16 protein-coding genes and 1 tRNA gene are annotated in these 26143 nt (G+C 44.1%); 7 read left to right on the plus strand and 10 right to left on the minus strand.

What is annotated here, in order from left to right; genetic code table 11:
* The first annotated feature begins 109 nt into the window (after window positions 1-109).
* The 5 genes from NL930_RS06425 to NL930_RS06445 all read left to right on the plus strand — a co-directional run bounded on the left by NL930_RS06425 (window position 110) and on the right by NL930_RS06445 (window position 4692).
* Complete coding sequence (locus NL930_RS06425; RefSeq protein ID WP_254376046.1) at window positions 110-1135, plus strand: amino acid ABC transporter substrate-binding protein; 1026 nt, start codon at window positions 110-112, stop codon at window positions 1133-1135.
* A gap of 68 nt (window positions 1136-1203) precedes the next feature.
* On the plus strand, window positions 1204-2358 hold the full coding sequence (locus NL930_RS06430; RefSeq protein ID WP_060825867.1) for an amino acid ABC transporter permease: 1155 nt from the start codon (window positions 1204-1206) through the stop codon (window positions 2356-2358).
* Between the two features lies 1 nt (window position 2359).
* Window positions 2360-3448, plus strand: coding sequence for an amino acid ABC transporter permease (locus NL930_RS06435; RefSeq protein WP_254376047.1), 1089 nt, complete (start codon window positions 2360-2362; stop codon window positions 3446-3448).
* 26 nt (window positions 3449-3474) lie between these two features.
* Window positions 3475-4203, plus strand: coding sequence for an amino acid ABC transporter ATP-binding protein (locus NL930_RS06440; RefSeq protein WP_197051075.1), 729 nt, complete (start codon window positions 3475-3477; stop codon window positions 4201-4203).
* A 27-nt stretch (window positions 4204-4230) separates the two neighbouring features.
* A complete protein-coding gene (locus tag NL930_RS06445) occupies window positions 4231-4692 on the plus strand; it encodes a hypothetical protein (protein WP_039674548.1) in 462 nt (153 codons plus the stop codon).
* On the opposite strand, the gene ilvA is transcribed toward NL930_RS06445, so the two are convergent.
* Both ilvA and NL930_RS06455 read right to left on the minus strand, forming a co-directional pair.
* On the minus strand, window positions 4689-5900 hold the full coding sequence (gene ilvA / locus NL930_RS06450) for a threonine ammonia-lyase (protein WP_039674546.1): 1212 nt from the start codon (window positions 5898-5900) through the stop codon (window positions 4689-4691). The genes NL930_RS06445 and ilvA overlap by 4 nt on opposite strands.
* A complete protein-coding gene (locus NL930_RS06455) occupies window positions 5897-6331 on the minus strand; it encodes a CoA-binding protein (protein ID WP_254376048.1) in 435 nt (144 codons plus the stop codon). Before NL930_RS06455 ends, ilvA begins: the two co-directional genes overlap by 4 nt.
* A 156-nt stretch (window positions 6332-6487) precedes the next feature.
* On the opposite strand from NL930_RS06455, the gene NL930_RS06460 reads away from it, so the two are divergent.
* Window positions 6488-7669, plus strand: coding sequence for a methyl-accepting chemotaxis protein (locus NL930_RS06460; protein ID WP_254376049.1), 1182 nt, complete (start codon window positions 6488-6490; stop codon window positions 7667-7669).
* Between the two features lie 2 nt (window positions 7670-7671).
* Here NL930_RS06460 and trmA read toward each other — a convergent pair whose 3' ends face one another.
* The 3 genes from trmA to NL930_RS06475 form a co-directional block, all read right to left on the minus strand.
* The gene (trmA, locus tag NL930_RS06465) at window positions 7672-8784 is read right to left on the minus strand and encodes a tRNA (uridine(54)-C5)-methyltransferase TrmA (RefSeq protein ID WP_254376050.1); all 1113 of its coding nucleotides are present in this window, start codon (window positions 8782-8784) and stop codon (window positions 7672-7674) included.
* A gap of 110 nt (window positions 8785-8894) precedes the next feature.
* Window positions 8895-9605, minus strand: coding sequence for a hypothetical protein (locus NL930_RS06470; protein WP_039674538.1), 711 nt, complete (start codon window positions 9603-9605; stop codon window positions 8895-8897).
* Between the two features lie 10 nt (window positions 9606-9615).
* Complete coding sequence (locus NL930_RS06475) at window positions 9616-11133, minus strand: B12-binding domain-containing radical SAM protein (RefSeq protein ID WP_254376051.1); 1518 nt, start codon at window positions 11131-11133, stop codon at window positions 9616-9618.
* A gap of 77 nt (window positions 11134-11210) precedes the next feature.
* Between NL930_RS06475 and NL930_RS06480 the strand changes: the two genes are divergently transcribed.
* A tRNA-Pro gene (locus NL930_RS06480) sits at window positions 11211-11288 on the plus strand.
* A gap of 61 nt (window positions 11289-11349) precedes the next feature.
* Here the strand turns inward: NL930_RS06480 and NL930_RS06485 are convergent.
* Genes NL930_RS06485 through NL930_RS06505 form a run of 5 tightly spaced genes read right to left on the minus strand, consistent with a single transcriptional unit; the run spans window position 11350 to window position 26065 of the window.
* Complete coding sequence (locus NL930_RS06485; protein ID WP_254376052.1) at window positions 11350-13470, minus strand: site-2 protease family protein; 2121 nt, start codon at window positions 13468-13470, stop codon at window positions 11350-11352.
* On the minus strand, window positions 13470-14816 hold the full coding sequence (locus tag NL930_RS06490) for an efflux RND transporter periplasmic adaptor subunit (protein WP_254376053.1): 1347 nt from the start codon (window positions 14814-14816) through the stop codon (window positions 13470-13472). Before NL930_RS06490 ends, NL930_RS06485 begins: the two co-directional genes overlap by 1 nt.
* A gap of 13 nt (window positions 14817-14829) precedes the next feature.
* The gene (locus tag NL930_RS06495) at window positions 14830-23421 is read right to left on the minus strand and encodes a DUF4347 domain-containing protein (protein ID WP_254376054.1); all 8592 of its coding nucleotides are present in this window, start codon (window positions 23419-23421) and stop codon (window positions 14830-14832) included.
* 17 nt (window positions 23422-23438) lie between these two features.
* Entirely contained in the window at window positions 23439-24161 is a 723-nt protein-coding gene (locus NL930_RS06500) for an efflux RND transporter periplasmic adaptor subunit (protein ID WP_254376055.1), read from the minus strand.
* Between the two features lie 14 nt (window positions 24162-24175).
* On the minus strand, window positions 24176-26065 hold the full coding sequence (locus NL930_RS06505; protein WP_254376056.1) for a TolC family protein: 1890 nt from the start codon (window positions 26063-26065) through the stop codon (window positions 24176-24178).
* Window positions 26066-26143 lie beyond the last annotated feature (78 nt).

A 26143-nucleotide genomic window follows, 5' to 3' on the forward strand; every position in this document is an offset into this window, starting at 1 on the left:
TCTACACACCTTTTTCGACTGATTAATTTATAGGCAATTTTTTCGCCAAAAAAAATCTTTTGATGTTAAAATGGACGTACACCAATTCTCAAACGAAAGGAAAGAAATAATGGTTTTATCTCGTATCGCTAAAGTCTCTTTAGCAACCGTAACGATTTTGGGTTTAGGCGTCACGACACTTAGTGCCGATACGCTCAGTGAAGTACAAAAGCAAGGTTTTGTGAAGTGCGGCGTCGACGGCGGTCTTCCGGGGTTCTCCGAAGTCGGTAGCGACGGTATTTACAGAGGAATCGACGTGGACGTATGCCGTGCCGTCGCCGCGGCAACACTCGGTGATGCTAAAAAGGTTAAATACGTCGCTTTGAACGCAAAAGAGAGATTAACCGCGCTTCAATCGGGCGAGATTGATATGCTTTCCCGTAATACGACATGGACGGAAACACGCGATACCTCTTTGGGTTTAAATTTCGCCGGCGTCAATTATTATGACGGACAAGGCTTTATGGTGACGAAAAAACTCGGCGTCAAAAGTGCCAAAGAGTTAGACGGTGCTTCGATTTGTCTTCAAACGGGAACGACGACCGAGTTGAACGTTGCGGACTATTTTAGAACCAACAAAATGAAATACAAACTTGTCTCCTACGATACCAACGATCAAGTCGTTAAAGCATATGAAAGCGGTCGTTGCGACGTTTTAACTTCCGATCAATCTCAACTTTACGGTTTGCGTATTAAATTGGCAAAACCGGACGAATCCATCGTTTTACCCGAAGTTATTTCCAAAGAGCCTTTGGGACCGGTCGTTCGTAAAGGCGACGGTCGATGGTTCGATATCGTTAGATGGTCGTTTTATGCGATGTTGACGGCGGAAGAAGCGGGCGTTACGAGTGCCAATGTTGATGCGATGCTTAAATCCGACAATCCGGACGTGAAACGTCTTTTAGGTGCGGAAGGTCAGATGGGCGAAAACTTGGGACTTAAAAAAGATTTTGCTTACCAAATCATCAAACAAGTCGGTAATTACGGCGAATCGTTTGAGCGAACCGTCGGTCAAGGCTCTCCGCTTAAAATTCAAAGAGGCTACAATGCCCTATGGACAAACGGCGGTTTACAATACGCACCTCCTTTTAGATAAGAAGCGTTGGAATGTTTTTCACGAGAGCGGCACGTCCGCTCTCTTAACTTCTTAAACAAAGGACGTACATGTTAGCACTTTTGAGAAATCAAAAGATTCGAGGGATTATTTTTCAGCTTTTAACGGTAATCGGCTTGGTTGCTTTTTTGTGGTATATTGGTGCTAATACGGTTGCAAATATAGAACAAAGAGGCATTCAAACCGGTTTTGGATTTTTGGAAGGAACGGCGGGATTCGGTATCGATCAATCCCCGATTCCCTACACCGAAGAGGATACGCACGGCAGAGTTTTTATCGTCGGATTGTTAAATACGATGATTATTGCCGCCGTCGGTATCGTTTTTTCGACGATCGTCGGATTGTTGATCGGTATTTTAAGGCTTTCGAACAACTGGTTAATCGCCAAGCTCGCCAAAGCTTATATCGATTTTTTCCGTAATATTCCGCTTTTACTGCAAATTTTGTTTTGGTACAACGTCGTGTTGCGCGCTATGCCAAACCCCAAGCAAAGTTACAATTTCTTCGACACGATTTTTATCAACAACCGAGGACTTTACTTCCCGCAACCCGAATACAATACGACGTTTTTTGCGATTTTAATAAGTTTCGCGGTTGCCTTCACGTGTGTTTATCTTCTCAATCGATGGGCAAATCGCCGCAAAGAAGCCACGGGTAAAGACTTTTTCGTCTTACCTTGGGGTATCGCGCTTTTTCTTCTACTTCCCGCCCTTGCTTATTGGATCGGCGGAGCGCAGTTGCATTTTAGTTTTCCCGAACTTCGGGGTTTCAACTTTAAAGGCGGCAAAGTGCTTTCACCGGAATTTTTGGCGTTGGCGTTTGCGTTAACGATTTATACCGCAACGTTTATTGCCGAAGCGGTACGTTCAGGCATCGAAGCGGTCAGTCATGGACAAAAAGAAGCCGCCGCTTCGATGGGTTTTAGTCCGTATCAGTCCCTCAAACTCGTTATTTTACCTCAAGCCATTCGTATTGCGATTCCTCCGATTATCAACCAATACTTGAATTTAACGAAGAACTCTTCTTTGGCAACGGCAGTGGGTTATCCGGAGATCGTAACGGTTTTTGCGGGAACGTCGTTAAATCAAGTCGGTCAAGCGATTGAAATTATTGCGATGACGATGTTAGTTTACCTTATTATTAGTTTGCTGGTTTCGGCGCTGCTTAACTGGTTTAACCATAAAATGAAGATCAAGGAGCGCTAAGATGGCGGTTTATTCCAAAAAAGAGGCGCGCAAGGCTCCCTCCAACGTTAAAGGCTTAACGTTTTGGTTACGTGAAAACCTTTTTTCTTCCCCGTTTAACGTCGCATTAACGCTTTTGGGCGTGATGCTTTTGGTATGGGTGCTTCCGCCGTTCGTTAAATGGGCGTATCTGGATGCCAATTTTGCGGGAAGTACGCGAGAAGATTGTACGGGCGGAGGAGCATGTTGGGTGTTCATTCGCATGAAAATCGATATGTTTATGTACGGGTTTTACCCCTCCGAATTTCGTTGGCGCGTCAATACGGTTTACGGGCTGTTTCTCGTATTGGTTGCGGCGTTTCGTTATCTCAAAAGCCCTGTACTCAAAATCGTATTGGCACATGTCTATTTCATCGCCGGCTTCATTTTGGTTCATGGCGGTTTAGCCGGCTTAGAAGTCGTTCCGACCGACAAATGGGGCGGTTTGATGTTGACGATTATGGTGGCCGCCGTCGGTATCGTCTCGGCGTTTCCTTTGGGCGTTATTTTGGCGTTGGGACGTGCGTCGCATTTACCGATTATTCGTAGCCTAAGCGTTACGTACATCGAGTTTATTCGAGGCGTACCGCTCATTACGATTTTGTTTATGTCCTCGGTTATTTTGCCGCTTTTCTTCCCCGAGGGAATGAACTTCGATAAATTGTTGCGCGCACTGATCGGTATTGCGATGTTTGAAGCGGCGTATATCGCCGAAAATATCCGCGGCGGACTTCAATCGATTCCCAAAGGTCAATACGAAGCGGCGGATGCAATCGGTTTGTCGTATTGGCAAAAGATGTTTTTAGTCATCTTGCCGCAAGCGTTAAAAGTCGCCATTCCCAACCTTGTCGGCGTTTCGATTGCCCTTTTTCAAGATACGACGCTTGTTTTGATCATCGGTTTATTCGATTTGTTGGCGATGGTGCGTCTGAGTGCCGCCGATTCGTATTGGCTCGGCTACGAGACGGAAGGTTACGTATTCGTTACCTTTATCTTTTGGTTTTTCTGTTACATGATGTCGAATTTCAGCCAAAAGCTTGAAAAACGTTTTAATACGAATTTACGAAAATAGGACACTTTATGAAAGAGAGAAAAGAGATTATAGAGATTAAAAATCTCAATAAATGGTACGGCGATTTTCATGTCCTCAAAGAGGTCAATCTCACGGTGAAAACAGGTGAAATTATCGTGGTATGCGGACCTTCCGGATCGGGTAAATCGACGCTGATTCGCTGTATTAATTACTTAGAGCAATTTCAAGAAGGTAGCATTAGCGTTGAAGGTATCGATTTGGTCAACGACGTCAAAAAGATCAAAGCGATTCGCGAAGAAGTAGCGATGGTGTTTCAACACTTTAACCTCTTCCCGCATTTGACGATTTTAGACAATCTTACCTTGGCTCCGATTTGGGTCAAAAAGATGCCGCGCAAAGAGGCCGAAGCGATGGCGATGAAATATTTGGAGCGCGTGGGTATCGCCAATCAAGCGAATAAATACCCCAATCAACTCTCCGGCGGTCAGCAACAACGCGTTGCAATCGCAAGAGCGTTATGTAAAAATCCGAAAATTATGCTTTTTGACGAACCGACTTCCGCACTTGACCCCGAAATGGTTGCCGAAGTTTTAGATGTTATGATAGAATTAGCCAAAGAAGATAAAACAATGGTGTGCGTGACGCATGAAATGGGTTTTGCTAAAAAAGTAGCCGACCGTATCATTTTTATGGACGCGGGACAAATCGTTGAAGAAAATACTCCCGAAGAGTTTTTCCAACATCCCGAATCTGAGCGTTTAAAACTCTTTTTAGAGCAAATCTTATCGCACTAATCATTGTTGACATGTAAGGATTGTGGTATGGAAGAGTTGATTCCCGTTTTAGTGATTGTCGGAGCGGTCGCTTTCGTGATGATCAAACAAATCGGTAACATTACCCAAAGGCTCGATCGCGTGCACGATGCGGACGCGTTTGAGCGTTATGCGAAGTTTTCGGCGATTATTCAAGAGCATGTGCGCGCGATGAAACAGAGTATCGACAGCTCAAAACAGGTAGCGTTAAGAACGTACATGTTAATCGACGAGAGCCAAGAAACGTACGCGTTGGAACAGCTCTCCGATATGATTCGCAAGCTCGTTTTTTTTGAAACGATGACGGCACGGCAAAAAAATCCTCAAGAGATTGAAGCGGAACTTTTTGAAATTTTAAACGCCTTGGAGCAGTTTTTAAAAACCTATTGTAAAGAGGGAGAGGCTCAAAGCGAAAAGCTTCGCGAGAGCCTCATGGTCGCCTACGAGGCACTCGCGAACGAAGAGGTTTAGACCTCTTCGATAAACGGATATTTCGCGTCGTTTAAGAGTTCGCGGATCATCGCTTGATGTTCTACGCCTTTGGTTTCCAACATAATCGTAATTTGTGCATCGCCGTAAGAGAGTTTTGTTGAAAAACGATCGTAATCGATTTGAATAATATTGGCGTTGGCATTTTTAAATAAGTCCGTCAGACGCATCAGTGCGCCCGGTTTGTCGATCAACGTGATGACCAACTTCATTTTACGGTGCGATTTGATCAAACCTTTCTCGATAATGATCGATAGCACTTGTACGTCGATATTTCCGCCGCTTAAAACCGCGCCGATTTTGGTATGTTTGTCAAAGGCAAATTTTTTATGCATAATGGCCGCAACGCTTGCCGCACCGCCGCCTTCAACGACCAATTTTTGTCGCTCCAATAAAAACAAAATTGCCGATGCAATCTCTTCGTCGTCTACCGTGACGACTTCATCGACACACTCCAAAATATGTGCTAAATTGCTTTCACTGACGTCGCGTACGGCGATACCGTCGGCAATCGTTCGTACGCTTTTGGAATTGATCGCTTGTTTGGCGTGAAACGATTCGCACATAGCGGGAGCTCCTGATGCATTGACGCCGATGACTTTGATTTTCGGATCGATCTGTTTGATCGCCGAGCTCATACCGCTAATCAGTCCGCCGCCACCGATGGGAACGACGACGACGTCAAGGTCGTTGATTTCATCGATCATTTCTAAAGCAACCGTTCCTTGCCCCGCAATGACTTTTTCGTCTTCAAAAGGGTGAATAAACGTCAAGCCGTGTTCGTTGGCGTACGTGAGCGCATACGCGTAGGCTTCGTCGTAGTTATCGCCTTGCAAGATTACTTCCGCACCCAAAGCTTTGGTTCCCGTGACTTTTAAAAGAGGCGTGGCTTCGGGCATCACGATCGTTGCTTGGATGCCGAAAACCCGAGCACTGTAGGCAACGCCTTGTGCGTGATTGCCCGCACTCGCCGCAATAACGCCCTTTTTGCGTTCTTCTTTGGTTAATGAGGCGATTTTGTTGTACGCACCGCGAAGTTTATAAGCACCCGTAATTTGGAGATTTTCTTTTTTTAGATAGACGTTTGTTCCGACTTCTTCACTCAAAATCGGAGCTAAGGCACAAGGCGTGTTGGTCACGACGCCGGCTAATTGTCGTTTGGCTTTAACGATTTCACTAAGGGGTATCATAGGTGTAACCTTTCGTACTCTACTTTCGTACATTTATTTTGAACGGCGATTAAGCCGTTTTCTTTTGCTTTTTGGCAGGCGGCATTGTTAATAATGCCCAATTGCAACCATACGACTTTTACGTCGCCTCTTTGCAAGGCTTCATCGACGAGCGAATCGGCAATTTCAGGTTTACGAAACATATCGACCATTGCTACTTTTTCGGGAATGTCCAGAAGCGATCGATACACTTTTTCCCCTAAAATCGTCTCTTCCTTTGGATAAATTGGATAGATTTTAAAGCCCTTTTTTTGTAAATAACGTGCTACTTTATGACTGTCTTTATCGGGATCGGGAGAAAGGCCGATAATGGCAATGCTCTTGCACATCGAAAAAATATCTTTAATGCCCGCATCATCGGGCATGCTAATGTTAGAAATGTCGCATTCCATTATTGCTCCTTTAAAAAAATTGAAGTGAGGAGTATAGCACACCCAAACTTTCTTAGCCTTTATCGAAAAAATTACGTTTGACGTATGTCGTCTGTTTTGCCATTTTTTTGTGCTATAATCCCCACGAAATTACATTTTGTATTATAAGGGAATATGATGTTTCTCGGGGAAATTAGCATTAAAACGAAAGGCTGGATTTTAGCGCTTTCGACGGTCGGAGGATTTACGGCAAATACGATCTTAGTCTTTTTTTTATTGGAAGGAACGAATCGTACGATTTTGGTAACGGGTTCGATTTTAGGGATGATTTTTTTCTTCATCTTTACGCGCATTATGACCTTAAGTATTTCGCGTTCGATTGACGCGCTTTCTGCCGTTACGTTTGATTTGGCGCAAGGAAGCGGCGATTTAACGAAACGCATCACCGTAACGTCGCATGACGAAATTGCCGAGCTTTCCGCCAATATCAATCACTTTATCGATAAAATCCATCAAACCGTTATCGCCGCAACCAAAGCGTCGCAAGAGAGCACTTCCACAGCCGATCGTTTTGCGCTCATCGCTCAAAATATTCATCAACGTATTGCCGAAGAGCTCAGTTTTGCCCAAAAAACAAAAACTTTGGGCGATACGATGAAAGGCGTCTTGGAACAATCGACGCAAAGCTCGAAAGATACGAGTCGCGATATTTTAGCCGCCTCTTCGACGTTGAACGAAACGGCATGCGAGATACAACGTTTGGTCGAAGATATACAAAAAGCTTCCGAAGTGGAGTCGGTCACGGTCGAGAGGCTCAATCAACTGAGTACCGACGCCAATCAGGTCAAAAACGTTTTAACGGTCATTTCCGACATCGCCGATCAAACTAACCTTTTAGCACTTAATGCCGCGATCGAAGCCGCACGCGCGGGCGAACACGGACGCGGTTTTGCCGTCGTCGCCGATGAAGTGCGAAACTTAGCCGAACGTACGCAAAAAAGTTTGAGTGAAATTAATACGACCATTAGCGTGATCGTGCAAAATATTATCGATGCCAGCGGTCAAATGAACGACAATTACGCCTTTATCGAAAAAATCGTCCATCACTCGGCACTGGCGCAGAGTCATATCGGCGAAGCCGAAGGCGTTATCAAAAAAGCATCGCTCGTCTCGTCTCAAGCATCCGAAGTATCGCAAAAACTCTCCAGCGATACGACGATGATCTTGGAAAACGTTACTTACATGTACGAAGTTTCGTTGAAAAACAGTACCGACGTACACGAGTTAAACGGTGCGTCCAAAAACCTTCTCGCGCAAGCCGGCGAACTTTCGCATAAACTCAACCAATTCCAAATCTAAAGTTACGAAATCGAGCGTCGTTTGAGAATGACGCCCGATTCGAGGTGTTCGGTATTGGGAAATTGGTCGAACAGGGCAAACCGTTTGATTTCGTATCGCAACGCTAAAATCTCCAAATCGCGTTTGAGTGTTTGCGGATTGCACGAAATATAAATAATATGCTCAAATTGCGAAATAAACGCAAGGCTTTTTTCGTCCATTCCCGAGCGCGGCGGATCGACGAAAACGTGACTAAAGCGATACGCATCCAAATCAAGATGTGCTAAGCGGTTGAACGTACGTTCGTGATTGAGTGCAGAGGTGAGCTCCTCGGCACTCATGCGCAAAAACGAGATCGTGTGAACGTCGTTCAATTCACAGTTTATCAGTGCCGATTTGATGGAGGTTTTAGAAATTTCCGTCGCTAAAACCTTCTGAAATTTACTGGCCAAAGGAATCGTAAAGTTGCCGTAACCGCAATAAAGCTCCAACAGGTCTTCGCATTCGCTCATTTGCTCTAAAACCCAAGCGATCATCGCACGATTGATGGCGCGATTGGGTTGTGAAAACCCTCCTTCAAACACACGGTATCGATACGTTCTTCCCGCTACGTCCAAACACTCTTCGGCAAAATCGCGGCTTAAAACGCGTTTGACGCCGCGCGAGCGACCGATGATACCGATACCGAATCGCTGCTCTAAGATTTTAGCCTCTTCATCCCATGCTACATGTAAAGGTTTGTGGTAAAGGAGCGTGACCAAAAGATGCTCCGATGTGCACAAAAACTCGATTGAAAAAATTTTTTCGCGCAGGATCGAAGAGCTTTCGATTGCCTTTAAAAGTTCGGGCATCAGCACAGCGATTTTTAGATCGACTTTAGGGCAAGCGTCGATGCAAAGCGTACTTTTTTTATCTGCCGCACCCATGGCGTATGAAAGCGTGTCGCCCTCTTTCCACAAGCGAAATTCCGCGCGTGATCGATAATGGCTATCTTGGGAAGGAAAAAAATCGAAAGAACCTTGATAGAGGGATTCGAACAAGGTCGTAATCGCCTCTTTTTTAGAGATTATTTGGTCTTCGTAATCTAAACGGTACAGCGTACAACTACCGCACTTCCCGAAATATGAGCACTCCATCGCATTCCTTTTATGTAATATTATATGTAAAATTTTATTTATTTCTAGCTTTTCTAACATGGCACGTTTCAGTGCTTATAGGTTGTTTATAGGTTTTGTCGGAAACGTATTTAAAGGATTAAGCTTGAAAACACGCCGATAATTGCGCCGAAAACGCCGCCCCATACGACCAGCCAACCCAAATGTTCTTTAATAAAATCTTGAACGATTTCTTTGACCATTCGCGGCGTCAGCTCATTAAGGCGTGCATCGACCATCTTTTCTATGGTGATTAACATGTCATCACTTAGTGATGAATTTTGTATTTTTTTAGATATTTTTTGTTGAAATACATCACTTTTAACGATTTCATTGAGCGAGATTTTGAGCTTTTCGTTAAACGGAGCACGCAGTCCTTCCAATGCGCTTGCTCCTCCGAACATCGCCAACATCCCGCCGAAAGAGGACTCCATGACGGTTTTACTGAGCGCGTCAAAGGCCAAAGAGGTGTCTATCTCATCGATGATAGAGCCAAGATCGAGCGTTTTTTCTTCGTGTGCAAAGAATGCGTCGAGTTGTGTTTTGGTAAAAAACTGTTCCATCATCAGGTTTTTAATCGATGCTTTAAAGGCTTCAAAACGTAATTCTATGACGCCGCTTCCGTAAAAAAAAGGTACTTTTTCAAAAAGCATATGAATGGCAATTTGATTGGTAATCGCGCCCGAAAGGGCAAAAAGTCCCGCTAAAAGTAGCCAATGCGCGAAGGGTTCGCTTAAAACGTAAGAGAGTGCTACCAATCCAAGGCTTATCAGATCGGTCATAAAGCTTTTATCGTATTTCATCGTTTCTCCTTTACACTGCGTTTGCATGTTTTAATTGTCGTTTGTTAACTTTGATCGTGTTCTCTTCACTTTCGTCTCGCGGTACGTAGTTGTCACGCAAAAAAGAAGGCATTTTGCGTCCGCGAACGGTCATAATATCTTCGATGAGCTGCGCTTTGATCCTTTCTTTTTCATAGCCTTGCTCTTCACAAAGATAACGAAAAACCAATTCCGCCAAACGGTCCAAGGCAATCTGCCATGTAGATTCGGTTTGGATGTAGAGCCATTCGCTAAAGGCGTAAAAGCCTTCAAACACCTTCCCCTCTTTCCATAAAAGCTCGCACGAGCGTTTAAAATTGCCGCTGTTATACACCATATCCCAAAAACGCGCAAATCGTTTCATTTTTTGCATCAGTGCAAACGGGATTAAATCGTTTTGCACAATATCGTACGGAGGTTTGTCCGAATAAACCATGCCGTAGATTTCGTCGTGACGCGAGAGCGTCGTACCGGAAAGTTTTTTTAAAATACCGATTTGAATTTCGCATTGCGTCAGGGCATGGAGTCGGTTTAAATTGCGCCCGAATCCCTCGATACTTTCTCCGGGTAACCCCACGATCAAATCGACATGTAAGTGTGCATGGGTTTCGTTCTGTAAGAAAGCGAGGTTTTCTTCGATTTTTTCCACATTGAGGCGTCGATGAATATTTTGAGAGATGTTCGGATCGAGCGTTTGAATTCCGACTTCAAGTTGCAAAGCCGCCGGAGGAAACTGAGCGATTTTTTCACGCAGGGCTTTTGGGAAATGGTCGGGAATGACCTCAAAATGGACAAAATACTCCTCTTTTTTGGAGAGAAAAAAGTCTAAAAGTTGCGTTGCGTTCTCAATACTTAAATTAAACGTTCGATCGATAAATTTGAAATTACGCACGCCTCGTTGCCATAATTTTTCGAGCTCGCCTAAAAAGCGTTCCATCGGAATGTCGCGTACTTTTTTATCTGCCGAAGAGAGACAAAACTCACATGTAAAGGGACAACCGCGACTCGCTTCTACGTAACAGTAGCGATGTTTGACGTCATGATCGCTGTAAAAATCGTACGGTAAAACAATCGTACTTAAATCGACCATCGGCGCTTTAATGAAACGTTCTTCGGGTAAATCGTCGTTTAAAAGCCTTCGGCACAATGCGTAAAAAGCATTTTCTCCTTCGCCTTGAATGATATAATCGGCTTTGGAAAAATCGACGCGATGCGGCAGATGTGACGCTTCGGGACCGCCTAAGATAATAAACGTCTTGGGCGATACTTTTTTCAAAAGTGCCGTCAGTTCTTGTACTTCAAGCGCATTCCAAATATACGCACCGATACCGACGATGCGCGGTTGATGTGCAAGTATGTGCTCCGCGACGTCCGCAACGCTTGTATTGATGACGCTCTCTAAAATCAAAGCGTGGGGTTGGAGCTCGCGTAAATTGGCGTACAAATAACGCATAGCAATCGACGTATGCGTGTAGCGTGCATTAAAGGTCGTTAAAATAATTTCTTTCATGTGTACCGTTTATTTTTTTGTTTATTATAATAAAACTTTTTGGTTATTTTTGTTAAAATCCACATTCTAAAATGGATCGGGGTGTAGCGCAGCCTGGCTAGCGCGCTACCTTGGGGTGGTAGAGGTCGCGTGTTCGAATCACGTCACTCCGACCATTTTTGTGTTAAATCTTCTTGACATGTCACTCTTCTTACCCTAAAAAATTCATAGCATTTTTTAAAATTCACTTTCACGAATAAGAACGGAGAGTGCTTTTTTGTAAACTTTCGTGATCAAGCTTGACGATTCACCCTCGACTAACAATGTCCCAACACTTCGATTTCGCAACCGTACATTGCTTTCGTTTAAATCAATGATGATTTTATAATAAGCTTGTTCGGTTTTGAGACGTTTATTGCCGTCTTGCCGCGTAGCGATTTTTCCGCCGAATACGGAGGCTAATTCTGGAAATTCTAAATACGGACTTGATACTTTGGCTATCTCGTTCACGTTTGCATGAATATCTTTTCTATCGCCGGAGTGAAAGAAAAACGTACTTTTGGCACTGTTTTTAAGGAACGCCATGTCGTATTCGTTGCAAAAAGCGGTAATGCGATGGTCCGTGTCGTCGTATAGCACAAAAATCGGTTTAGTTTTACTGACCCATTGATTTTCTTTGAACGTATCGTAAAGATAGACTTTGCCGTCAAAATTTGCCTTGATGTCAAATTTTTGTCGGATTTTTTCTAAACCTTCTAATTCGTTTAAGCTTTTGAGTAGGCTCTCTTGCAAGACAAAACGTTTGTCCAAGCTCTCTTTAAAACCGGCTTGTTTGTCCAGTTCTTGCTTGAGTTGCTCGATTTGCGTCTTCACTTGGGTGATCTTGAACTCCATTTCCGATGAACGTATTTTCATCAAAAGATCGCCTTGTTTAACTTCCGCTCCATTCGTAAAAAAGATGCTTTCAATGTAGCCGTCTTCAATCGGATAAAATTCAAAATAGTGCTTTGATTCGATCACCGCAGGCATTTTGATCGTGCTATGCCATGGAAGAAAAATCCCAGCTAAAAGAAGTAAAAATACCAAAAGCGAACGTTGGTTTTTTCGATTGAACGTAAGTTCGCCTCTTTTTTTCCACCAAATGTTGATCTCTTTGTAAATCGGTAAAAAAATAAACCATGCGACTTCAACAACAAAGAGAATAATACCCAAAGCTTTAAACGCAAAATAGTACACTAATGCGGCGATTCCGGCAAATAAAAAGAAGCGGTATATCCATGTCGCAATTGCGTAAACGATAAAAAATACTTCGCGCTTTTTCGTCAAAAGTTCGGGTTTTTCTTGCTCTAACCCTAAAATATGATGACGTAAAAACCACTTCGCCATCGCAAAAGAGCGCGGTTGTAAATTTTGCGTATCGGTCAAATCTGCAAGGGCGTAGTATCCGTCAAAACGCAAAAAAGGACTGATATTGATGAGCAAAGAGCTGGTCCAACTGGTTGTTGCGATGATAAATAAAATACTTTTAAAAACGCCGATCGGTGCAAACGACCATAAAAACGTTGCGATCAACGCCAAATAAAGCTCGACTTTAATGCCCGCTAGAACGATTTGCAAACGCTGATAGTTAGACTTTAACTTCCAAGCACTGGTCGTATCGGTGTATAAAACGGGGAAAAGCACTAAGAACGCAACGCCCATCGTGGGGACTTTGCACCCAAAACGCTTTGCACTAAAGGCATGTCCTAATTCGTGAAAGCTTTTAACGAACACCAAAGAGAGAAAATAATAAGCAGCACCCTCTTGCGAGAAAAAATAGAGAAACGTTGAACTAAACGTTGTCCAGTCTCTTAAGATAAAAATGATGCCGATAAAGCCTAGAATTAAAACGATGTTTTGCCAGAGCTTAGAGTATAAAAAATCAATGCGGTGTAGATTGTCATCCAACCAACGATCGGGTTTTACCAACGGGATTCGAATAAACAAGTAGTTATGCAAAAGCCATTTGAACAACGTTTGTCTGGAGTGTTTATACATCGCTTTGATGCGATACAAAGACTTTGCGTCTTCACAAACGATCAAGTTGTTTTGGCTTAAAAATTCGATAAAGGTCTGCAAGGATTCCGCATCGATCGCGTAGTTTTTCTCTTCTAAGGTTTTTAAAAATTCTGCGGTCGTGATGCCGCTTTGCCAATGTGAAATCAGCTCAAATGCATCAATACCGATTGTGAAATACTTGTTTTGAATGGGGTCAAACAGTAACCAGCGTTTGGAACCGTCTTCAGCCGAAGAGGTATCCAAAAGCTTTAAATCGTTTCGTAACGGCGGTAGAAGCGGTTCTTGCGTCTGTGGAAGCATTACCAGCCGATCCATTGCCTAACGGCGGTGATGGGTTTACGAAAAAGGTAAAAGAAAAGCGTTACATTGTGCGAATAGATTTTCGCCGTACCTCTTAGCCCGATAGAGGGAATGTACCCGTTTTCTTGAATATCGTCAAAATCCGCGACGATACGATACGACAAAATATTTTGTTCGGTGAGTTCAGGTTTATAAGAGATATATTTGATTTTGGCATTCCACGCGTTAATCGGATCGTTGTCAAAAAATGCTTTGACGGAGGCATTTTCTTCGAGGAAAAGAGCATCATTGACGGGAAGCATGATTTTGAGCTCTATTTTACGAGCATCCGCAATCAAAAAGATACGCTCTCCCGTTGCGACGGGTTTTCCTTTCCAATCGTTAGGATTGGTAATAATCGCAATTCCTTCTTCTTTGGCAAAAATAGAGGTTTTATCCAACTGGTCTTTGGCATGCGCGAGCTCAGCTTCTTTGAGTTTGACATGGTTTTCAAGCTGCGCAATTTGGCTTTTTTGTTTCGGATCAAAAAAACTGCTTTGCCGTGCGGTAAACAATTCGGCATTGCTCACGTCAAGTGTTCGTTTGGCAACTAAATAGTTGTTGTTAAAATCGACGTCGTCAAACTTTACGACCAATTGATCTTTTGTTACCTTTTCGTTCGGAAACACCTTAACCTCTTCAATGACCGCATTAAGAGGCGACGTCACCACGTAAGGATTTTTGGCATCGACTTCCAGCGGCGCTAAAACGGAGAGCTTTACCGGCATAAACATCAGAACTAGAAGCGTTAATGCCGCTATTTTGATGTATTTATTGCGAAACGAGATGTTTTTAAACGTTTGGAAAAGAGCGCATTTACGCATTGCAAATAAAAAGTAGGCTAATGACGAAGAGAGATGCTTACACAAGGCAACGTCATTTTCGCTCCACGGCTCTTCTTTAAATAAGAGTAACATGTAACGGGTTTGTTTTTGCTCTTTCTCGCAATGAAGCGGTATTGCTAAAAGGTGCGGAGGCGCAAATTCGTGAAAAGATTTGGCGTTGATCTCTTTTAAATCGCGTGCGGTATCGACGCTGAAAATCTCTTTTGCTTTTTCATTATGCCTAATATCTTCGGCAATCTCTTCGATCCATTGAACGTAAGGTGAAGTTGCGTCCATAATGGCAATATCGGAGATTGCCACAACACGGTACGTTTCTCTTAAATCTGTCGTGAGTAAAACCCCTTGCGTATAGGATACGAGGTTTCGCGTTTCGTTGACAACTTGAAAATAGAGCTCTTTTAAGGTTTCACAACTCCTACAGTTATGCTCTAACTGTAGGAGTTTTGCTAAAGTCGGTTCCAATCTCTCTCTTTTCTTATGCGAGTAGTTGCGTTAAATAAGAGCCGTAATGCTCTAGTCGTTGGTTTTCAAGTGTGATTTGCTCTTTAAAGCCCACAAAGCTCTTGGCATCGGTTTGATTTTTGTTTTTCAACTGTTTTAAATCGATGGTAAGATTCAGTACCCTTGTCGTACCGTCCGAGTTGATCGCTTTGATGCTGACATGTAACGTTTCGAGCTCTTCGAGTAACGTGCCGGTGATATTACCCGTTCGTGGATCAAATGACAAGCCTTTCGGTAACTCCGCACCGTCTGCTAGCGTTACGACAAAACTTTGAGCAAGATTGGTGTCGACGACTTTGACTTCGATATAGTTGTTAACGAGTTTGATCTCTTCAATGGCAATACCGACAATGGAGAATGAGTCACGACTGGATTGATTAAAGACGATTTGTCCGTTAGTTAAAACGTTCACGTCAACATTGACCTGAAGTGTGCCGCTACCGCCTTGAACACCTCTTTGTGTCGTCGTATCGCCTGATGAAGCGGAACGCTCGTTTTGAGTGTCCCTCTCTCCGGCACTATTCGATGATGGTGCATCGGTTCCTGCTCGAGGCGTTTCTTGAGCATTACTTGTTCCAAAACCGCCGCTTCCACCGCTTGAGGCTTCACTCCCAGAAGAGGGGGTCGTGCTTAAAAAGCCTCTTCCGACCTCTGTCGGTAATCCGCTAGATTGAGCGCTAGGTGCATAGTTGATAACACCCAATCCTCCAAGAGAGCCTCCCGTCGTTCCCGTGTTTCCAAACGGATTTGTACCGCCAAAAGAGCTTCCCGTAGGGGTGGACGTATCCGTACTACCGCTGCTTGATGATGCCGGTTTTGCCGTTTCCAGCGGAGCGGGGGCGATGACTAGCATCGAATAGGTTCGATTAATCGTTGCGCCGAACGGATCTGTTGCTTTAAGCGTAATCTCAAAAACTCCCGATTGCGAAGCTCTTCCGGAGATGACGCCCGTAACCGGATCGATTGATAAGCCTATCGGTAAATTCGTTGCTTCAAACGTAAAGACGTTGCTTGCATCGCTATCGCTAAAGAGAACGGAAATATCTTTGCGGTAAACGTCTCCAAAAGGTATTTCGACATCGATATTATCCGATGCAACCGTCGGTGCATCGTTTGTACCCGTAATCGTGATCGAAAAATTCGCAATCGTCGTTAAGCCTTCCGCATCCGTAACGGCAATAGGAATAACAATCGTATCGGTTTCACCTTGTCCGATATAATTATAACTTGAAGAATCAAACGTAAACGAACCGTCATCATGTAAGACGAAGCCCTTAGGTGCCGTTCCGTTTACGCTAAACGTAATAGAGCCGCTATCAACGTCGCTTGCCGGAAGAACGCCTTGGAGGTGTTCACCTTCAATCACACTTCCGGACTGTGCTTCAAACACAGGACTATCATTGACCGCATTGATGGTAATAGCGATGGTTTGAGTAGCTTCCAAACGATTGCCCTCACCAATATTGCCAAGGTCGTTAATGCTGATGGTTAAACTATCGCTTCCGTTATAATCGCTATTGGGTGTATACGTTAATCCATTGATTGCATTTTGCAAATCTTCCAAGCTGCCGCGTATTTTAAGGATAGAGGAATGATTAGAACCTTCCAAAACACTTAGCCCCGTCATTTGTGACAATTCTAATGTTCCGTTAGTGACATGAAGCGTCACGTCTAAGAGTTGGGATGCATCTATCACATCCAAATCGGACAGAACAATCGCATGAGTATTGTCAAAAACAAAAGGCGTATCTTCGTTTATTGATACGGTCGTATCGGCGATCGTAATCACCGGTGCATCATTGACCGGAGTCACAAAAAATGCGACTTGTGCGATGTTGCTCACTTCGCCGTCATTCGACGTAAATTGGTATAAAAACGTTTCGTATCCGTACCAGTTTTCATTCGGAATAAAGGTAAATTTCGCGTAATCGGGATGATCTGCTCTATTCTTACCTTCATTCAACATAATTTTACCGTTGGTTAATTGATAACCGATAACTTTTGCATTGGAATCATAGATATACGTGCTTGTATCAAAGGCATGGAATGTTCCTGCGGTTGTTATTGTACCGCTTGCATTCGTGATGTCGGGTGTTCCCGTTCCAAACACGAATGTTCCTCCGTTATCGTTAATATCCGTCACAAGATCATTGATATTGGCGATAGTCGAAGAGGTGTTATCTTCGGATCCTACGATATTGTCACTGTAAATATTTGGAATTGCCGGTAAAACCATGACCAATTTTTCCGATACGTTCGTACCGTTTAATGCGTCCCTTGCCGTTATTTTCATATAATCGGCACCCGGAGTGATATAGTCGTTTCCGTATCCAGCAGCGTATGTTACACCGTTAGAAGCGGCTAACGTAGCATTGATTTGATCGATCGTTCCGCTGAGCGTTACGACGCGTGAACCGTTTCCGCTGATCTGCGAAGCGTTAAGACCGTTGGTGATCGAGTCATTGATCGTGATGTGACCGTAACGGGTTGTTTCAATCGTGACACTGAGCGTCGTATCGTCTAAATCAGAAACCCGTAAAATAGAGCCTATAGAGAGTGTTCCATTGTCATTTTGACCGATAACTTTTTCAACAATGAGCGTTGTCGTATTTAAATCGATCGATGGTAAGTCATTGATCGATTGAAGGTTCACACTTGCCGTTTTGACGCTATAACGTGCCGCCGTCTCACCGCCGTTTCCGCCGTCGTTGACTTTAATCTCAACCGTTCTCGCCGCATCAGTGAAATTATCAGATGCATTGCTAAACGTGATCGCTCTTGCCAAGGCTTGTACATGTGAAGAGTAAGCATTTTCATTCAAATGTACGCGTAATTCTTTACCGTTTTCACCGTTTAAAACAGAGTCGATGGTGCCGATGACGACACCGCCGTATTTTACATGTAAGCCTTCGAACGAAATGCCGCCAAGGGATGCAATCGCCAAAGTATCAAGAGATTCTTTATGTGTCGTCACGGCAAAAGAAATGTACCCTCCATCATAACTCGTGCCTTCCAAGTCCGTCACCGTTATATCGGAATCGACTTGAACGGGTGATCCGTTTTCAACAAATGTTTTGGGCTGTAATGTTCCGCCTAAAAGCGGAGCATCATTAACCGCATCTATGGCAATGACCAATTGCTTAGTGTCGGTAGAACCGTCGTTATCACTAAGCGTCACGGTAAAGGCTTCTGAAGTATTAGCCCTAAGAGCATTGATGACATCGGCGTTTGGAGTATACGTATAAGCCCCCGTAACGGTATTAAGTGAGAGTGTACCGTATAAGCCCACTTTCGTCACCGTTGAGTTTAGCAACACTCCTCCGTCAATTCCGTATTCAAATACCGTATTGTGATCAATGTCGATTGCACTTAAAGAAGAAGATGTTGCGTTGAAAACGTCATTTGCATCCGTATCTGTATAGTAAATCGTAGCAGGCGTATTTAATGTGACACTATCATTCGTGCCGACGATATGAACCGTAATCGTTTTATTTACGCTTGCATTACCGGAATCTTTTACGCTAATCGTATAGGTCAATGTTAATGTCTCGCCTGCCGGTAAAGCGTTAAAATAGTTGCTACCGGAATTAAAAGACCAATTGACGTCAGAATCGTGCGTCGCAACGCTTAACATGTTAAGTAAAGCGTTCGTGTTTAGCGTCAATCCTTCCGTTGCCCCCGATGCGACGACACCGACTTTACTGACTGAAAAACTTGTATCCATCGTATCAATATCTTCAATACTTAAGGTACCGCTTGAACTGAGTGTCGTGTCGGTTTCACTCATCGTTAAAACATCGCTATCGCCTGAATCAACAACAACGGTAGGCGTGTCATTCACGCCGTCGATGGCTATTGAAACGGTCGTCGTTGCCGTTGCTCCTTGAGAGTCCGTTGCCGTTAATGTATAAAGAAGCGTCACCGTCTGCCCTCTGCCCAAGAAGTTAAACGTGTGTTCCGTTCCTGAATTAAAACTCCACGAGACCGTTCCCGTCGTTGAATCGTTATCGATGACGGGGTTGGAGTTGATGTGGAGCATATTTTTGATAATCTCTTCCGTATAACCTGAAGGCAAGGTTAACCCGCTAGGAAGCGTTACCTGTACGGAATTGACCGCAACATTGACCTCATCGGTTAGATCAATATCCGTAATCGTATAATCGTCGGTTAAAACAAGCGATGAACTGTTTTCTTGCAGGTTGGTCGATGCCGCGTGCTCTAAACTGGAAGTGATATTAGAAAGTTCTGATACGGCTCCGGCCGCATAATACCAATCAAACATAACCGTTTGTGAGGCATTGATGTTGTTCAGGTTTGTAAACATAGCATATCCGCCGTCATCATACGATTGATTGTAGACGGAATTTAAAGGATCAATCCCCGGAGCGTACTGGTTGGATGTGGTCCAACCGTATCCGGGGGCAATCACGGTATTAACGTTTTCATTGGTCGAATAGAAAAGTACGGCCGTCGCATTGGCACCTGTACCCGTATAAATTTTAATCGCTTTAGCTTGCTCCGAAGCATTAGAAATCATCGTAAATTCACCGTCGACGATATTGCCTTTTTGTTTGGCTGGACTATCGCTACCTGCGACAAAATCGTCGCGTGTTCCGACCCAAAATCTCAAGTTTTCCGTTGATGTGGTCCCGAGATTTGTAATATACGTGTTTGCTTTAATATATTTAGCCCCCGATTCCAAGGCATAGACATTCGTCACTTTCAGATGAGCCGTTCCGACCGTAATCTCACCGCTCCAAACAATCGTACCCGTTCCCGTAGCGGTATTGAAACCGGAATTATCAACCGTCGTATTGGTAAAGGTTGGAGTTAGATTAACCGTTCCTTCCAAGTTCCAGTCCGTATCCGTTTTAGCACTGCCGGAATTATAATCTGCGGCAATTGCCATGTTTAATTGATAGCTTGAAAACGTTAATTTATTCCATACACCGTCTTTGTAATACCACGGTTGTTCCAACATACCCGTGCTTGGGTTCACGGAGTCAATGGTGCCGCTTCCGAATCGTAAGAGTCCATTATTGAAAATTTCAACCCCTGCGCTTGGAGCTGTCGTTCCTGCGCTTGGAGCTGTTACAACGCCCGTCCCTCCGCTCGTAATCGTTCCAAAGACCGGCGCATCGTTTGTTCCCGTGATCGTAAACGTAATCCTTGTACTTTGCGTAGCACTTGCCGTGTCGGTTGCGATCACGTCATAACTAAACGTAATCGTCTCTCCTTCGGCAAGAAAATTTAAATCAACATTGTTAACGCTATAGCTCCATGTCGTCGTACCGGAAGAAGCATTGGTCGCACTTGCGTGAAATCCCGCACTCAATGCCGACGAAAGTGTCGAATTTAGCGTACCTCCGCTCCATGCAATATCGTTGTTGTAGCTGTACGTTACATTGACATTACTATCGACATCCCCAAAGGTCACCGTTCCGCTTTGCGTCACGTTCTGGTTGTCGATACCGGTCGTTTCCGTAAAGCCTGAAGGGGTTGAAACGGAAATCGTCGGCGCATCGTTGACACCCGTTACATGTAACGTCGACGTATCAACCGAACTCTCTAAATTTCCATCGTTAATTTTCCACGAAACGGTTCGCGTCGCTTGCGTGAGACTCAACGTTTCACTGGTGGAATGATACGTAACGCTTCGTAATGCACTTTGCCATTGGGCAAGCGTTGCTGTTGCACCTGAGGATGTTAAGGTTAAAACACCGGTTGAGCTATCGTAGAGTGCCGTGATATTGCCCATCGTAGAGCCGTCATTCGTAAAACTTAATACATCACCGCTTAAAAAACCGGAACTAATGCTGACTTGAGCACTTGCTAAAGTCGTATTGTCTATATCGTTTAGCGTTAACGAAGGCGAGAGCGCGATAGGCGAACCGTTTTCCGAATAATTTGACGTCTGACTGGTTTCTAACGTAGGTGCATCGTTAACGGATAATACCTTAACGGTTAATTGAGCAGCACTTAACGTTCCCCCTGCTCCGCCGTATTCGACAATGTATCCGGCAATTGCGCTTGTATTATTGGCTGCAAAATCATTCCATTTTCCGGCATTGGCTCCGGAATAGTAAAAGTGTGCCACGTCTTCTCCGCCGCGTGAAGCATCGGAATTATTCGGTTCACCGCTATCCCAGTTGGCATATTGGCTGTTATACGCTGAGCCGTAATTGGACGTCGAATTGGTTCCGGCACTCGTATCGCCTGTCCAAAATTGTGTTCCGGCTTCCGGACCTGTGACCCACTTCCAAATCCCTTCGCTAGCGGCATCACTAGCACCGATCCAACCGTTTCCGCCCGCCATCGAAGTGATGAGCGCATTTTCGTTCGCGGATGTAATGGTAACCAAGTATCCATTTAATCCGTATAAAGTACGAGCTTCCGCCGCGGTTTTAGCATCGGTCCAAGAAATACCCGATGCGCTAACAAATTCGTAGTAATGTCCGTTGAGCGTATTGAAGAATTTACCCGTTTGGTTGATTCTATAAGGTTGCTCGCCGCTTCCTTGGTTGTCGTTAACCGTAATGGTTAAAGGATCGTCGCCGAACCAATTGGAATCGGCTTGATAGCGAAGCGTAGCAAGAGTGCTATTAAGGTTGGTGGTACTACCCGTAATTTCCAACGTATGCGTGCCTGTACCGCTAACCGTTACACCGCTGGAACTGCCTAAACTTAAATTACCGTGATTGGACGATATGGTTACTTTAACATCGCTTCCGGCATCATTATCGCTAACGCTGATCCCGGAAATCGTAATGGACGTATCTTCATTCACAGAAAGCGTCTCTCTACCTGAAATATAAGGTAAATCATTTGTTGAGCTAACGCTAATCGTACTGGAAGCACTGCCTACGTTACCGCTTGAATCAACAGCCGTTACGGTAAATGTCCGATTCGCGGTTGAAGGATCGTCGGAAGTATTGGAAAACGAAACCAGTTTCGAAATTGACGTTACGACTGCATCATTCACTTTCGTTCCGTAAACTCTTACGTTATCGATGTAAAGCTGTCCGCCTGCCGCTTGCCCTCCTGATGCGTCGTATGTACCGTTAACAAAAACAAATCTATACGTACCGGATGTTGAAATAGTGGTTGCTTTCGTTGCCCATGCAGTGTTGGACGCACCCGTCGCATCTAAAACTTCAATTTGCGCCCCCGTATTAACATTGACGATATATCCGAAAGCATCAAAATCATCACCTCCGGCATAGGCTCTCCAGTCAAAATAGATGACATCACCCGAGCTTGCTTCAAAAGCAGAGCTGTATACGGCAGGTCCGTGAACCACATCGTAGCCGTTGAGTGTCGTCATACTACTGGTAAGTTTTAAAGCATAGTTACCGTCTGTCGCGTTTCCGGCTTCGGAAACAATGGTTGTCGAATAAGAACCGCTTGGTATGTCATTGTCGTTTCCGCCGGAGTTTGCATTATTCGAATAATCGCTTGTATCTTGCGATGTCCATCCGGCAATAACCGTAGAACCTAAATCGATCATTTGATTCATTGCCGTCCATCCGGTGATCGTTCCCGTCTCAAAACTTGCATTGGTAAAGCTACTGGCAAAATTAATTCTTAATTTTTGTCCGTTAACTCCGTTATAGGTGGAATCTATCGAACCGATAATATCTTTTCCGGAGCCGTTTCCCAAGTACACATTGGAACCATCAAGAGAAATAGCGCCGTTCGCGGTGGCGTTACTTGCACTATTGAGTACAAGCTGATCCGAAGTTGTAGCATTCGTAAAGCTATACTCGATATATTGTCCCGCATAGCTTGTGCCGTTCGTAATAGAAATATTTGAGGCAGGGTTTACGCTTGAACCGTTTTCATAAAATGTGACATTTTCTAAACCGGAAATTGAAGGTGTTCCCATGTCTCCTTGATAAGACATAATATTAAAAGACGCCGTCTCGACCATACCGCTTTTGATTTCCAAATCCCAATCTCCGCCGACGCCGGTCGTATCGTTTGAGGCGGCAATATCGGCATCGGTCGAAGCGGCAACGGCATTGACAAAGGCTTGCCCTTCTCCGTTGGCAGCAACGTCGCATCCGTAGAGCAACACGTCGCCGTTTTCGGACATAGCGTTTTTAATCGTTTGTATTAACGCGTCGTAATGTGCTAAGGTATTTTGATTTAAAACATCGTTCCCGACCGTAATTTCACCGGTACTACCGTGAGAGAGAACGTGAAGAGCGTCAATCTCGGTTTCATGCTTAAGAATCGTTTGAATCTCGTCTAAGGAATTGACCAAATAAATTTCAACGTTATCGCCGATCCCTTGAACTAACGTTTCATAATCTTTGACGCTGGTGTCGACAAAAGCAACTTCTTTGCGGGTCGTTGTTTCATTGCTCGGCGTTGCTTGTATTTTGTGAACGCTATTTTCGGCGTTGTCGTTCGTCACATCACTGTTTTTAACGGTCGTATCATTTGTTTGTGTCGAGAAACTGCTCTTATCAAGGACGTCGACCGCCGTGCCGATTGCGGCTCCGTCGAAAAGCATTCTTTGTTCTAACGCGCTAATAACCGGTTTTTTTCTGAGTGTTTTCATGGCGTCCGTCCTTGATATTAATGGGTATTTTGAGGGAAATGTGCCGTAGCACTCATTCCCGGAATAATATTTTCAAAAGGCTTGATCAACTTTGCTCGTATCGTAATCGATTGGCTTGTCGGATCTACTACCGAATCGATCTGTACGATTTGTGCTTTCAGCGTCGTTTTGGTTTCATCGACATTGAGTTCAAATTCCATCCCTCTTTTCAGCCATGCAAGCCACGAAGAGGGAACGACGACCCTGGCTTCAAGATTATCGAGTCCGACGATTTCAAAGAGCTCGTCTTGGGGTTTAATACTTTGGTATTTCGATACTTTTTTAGAGGCAATTTTGCCGTCAAAAGGGGCATTGATCTCGCATCGCGAGACGTTAATGGCGGCAATATCGCTTTCCGCTTTTTGTTTGTTGTAGTTTTCATTTGAGATTTGAATCTCAAACGTCCCCACGGAACCGAAAGAGTCAAGTTTTTTGTTTTTTTCCAGTTCAAGCTTGGCGATCTCTTTTTCAACGTCTATTTTGCGTTTTTGCGCTCGATAAACCGCACAATCGATTTTCAAAAGGGATTCGCCTTTTTTAAAAGAATCACCCTCATGCTTGCTAAGCTCAATAATTTCCCCTGCAATTTCACTGGATAAAACGGTGCGATCAAGCGATACGATAATGGCACGTGCCGTAGGATTTTCTGCGGCACAGAGCATCGATGCTAACGCTAATACGATACTTAAAACTCTTTTCATTGCGCTCACCTTTTTTATTTAGCACTAACCCTGTTTTTTTCAACGAGCCATGGATTTTCAGACACGATCCATGATGGAGAAACTCCCGCTTCTTCGGCAATTTTAGGAAGGCTATCACCCTCTTTGACGCTATACGGTTTTGCGTTGACCGTTAGCTTGTCACCGGGGTAAAGAAGCACTTTCGCCGTTCTGAAATTCATCGTTGAAAAGCGATTGTCTTCTTTTTTGGGTGTTGCTTTTTGCGGTGCTTCAACAGCTTGCGTTTCTTTCTCTTCCGGCATAACGGCAGGCGTTACATGTAACGTTTCCTCTTTTGTTTCGGCGACGGGTTTAGCTTCAACGATAGGCTCTTGCTCTTGTGCTTCCGGCACAACGACAGGCGTTACATGTAGCTTTTCTTCCGGAACTTCCGCGACGGGTTTTACTTCCTCAACGGGGGTTTGTGCCGCTTGAATCGGTTCCATGTTTGGCGTTTCAAGAGCTTTTTCATCCACACCTAAAGAGGCAAAGATTTTTCCGTAACCGTTTTGAACATTGGCATATGCTGCCGAGTAACGTAAAGTCGCCAAGATATTATTGAGTTTTTCTTTGATAAGAATCAAACGGCTGTTAACATTAACGGAGTTTTCAACTTCTGTGAGATGATATATATCATCGGCAACCGTGAGATACTCTTTGGCTAAGAGGTACTCTTTTTTCGCTTGGTTGAAGTTAACGATGGAGAGATGCACTTGTGAGAGTACCGCCATCGATAGAGCAAGTTTTTGCTCTTTTGCCACTTCGATTTGAGTTTTTGCCAACTTATTATACGAGCTTGCTTTAAAGACGTTCAAAAGATTCCATGAGACATTCGCACCGTAAGAGTACCAGTCATTGTTGAGCAAATAATCGCTATTGTCGTAGGATAAGGAAGCACTAAGATTAACCCCCGGTAACATTTTAAGCTTAGCGGCGGTTAACTCTTTTTCCGAGATGCGCTCTTGATACCTGCTTTCGGTCAACTCGGGGCGATTTTCCAAAGCGATCTCTTCCATTTGATCAAGGCTTAAGTGAAGTTGGGGAATCTCATAGTTTTTTTCGACTTTATCGGCTAATTCAAATTCGGTTCCCGGTTTAAGCCCCATCAGCTCCGAAAGCTCGACTTTAGCCGAGATAAGACCGCTTTCTAAAGTATGAAGCGATCGTAAAATGTCGAGTAATTCTCGCTGATACGCCAAAGCTTCCATCGGGGTTTTGGAAACGCGTTGGTCTTGAACCGCTTTAGAGTCGTTTAATGCTTGTTTCACTTCGACCATCATCGGTTGAATGCGTTTGAGTAGATCTTGTGCGGAGACGGCTTGATAGTAAGCTCTTCTGATCTCTTGGGTCAACGTATGCTCGATCTTTTTCTCTTTTTCTTTGGCGATTAAAAATTTATCGGCTTGTTGTTCTGCCCTGACGTAAGACAAACCGAAATCAAGAATATTCCAACTAAACGTAACATCGGTAGTTGCTCTCTCTTTTTCTTGGGAGATGGAGTACGTATTATTCAACGGTTGGGGTTTTCCGTTGGTAAAAGAAGCACTTTGGCTCGCCGCATAGTTATTGCGTTCGGAATATCCCGCCGCCGCGGTCAAACTCGGCAACATGTCATAATAAACTAAATCAAGTTGTTGTTCGGAGAGAGCCGATTCTAAAACTTTGACACGCTTTTGAAGATTGTGGTTGATACCGCGATAAATTGCCTCATCCAGCGTAATGGGTTTTGTGACCGGCAAAGCCGCCTCGCTGAGCGTCGATAAATCCTTCTTCACTTGCGCTTTGACGTCTTCTTGCAGCATCGGTTGCGGTGCAACGGAACAACCCGTAATGACAACCGAAGCGGCTATGGACAGAACAACGTTTTTAGACACTTGTTTTAGCATGATGAACACCTTTTGTAATTTTATTTTTAGTCTTTAATAGCGGAAGTCTCAAAATCGAAAGAGAAAGCCTGACATCGT

The sequence above is a fragment of the Sulfurospirillum sp. hDNRA2 genome, from assembly GCF_024206095.2.
Taxonomy (GTDB): Bacteria; Campylobacterota; Campylobacteria; order Campylobacterales; family Sulfurospirillaceae; genus Sulfurospirillum.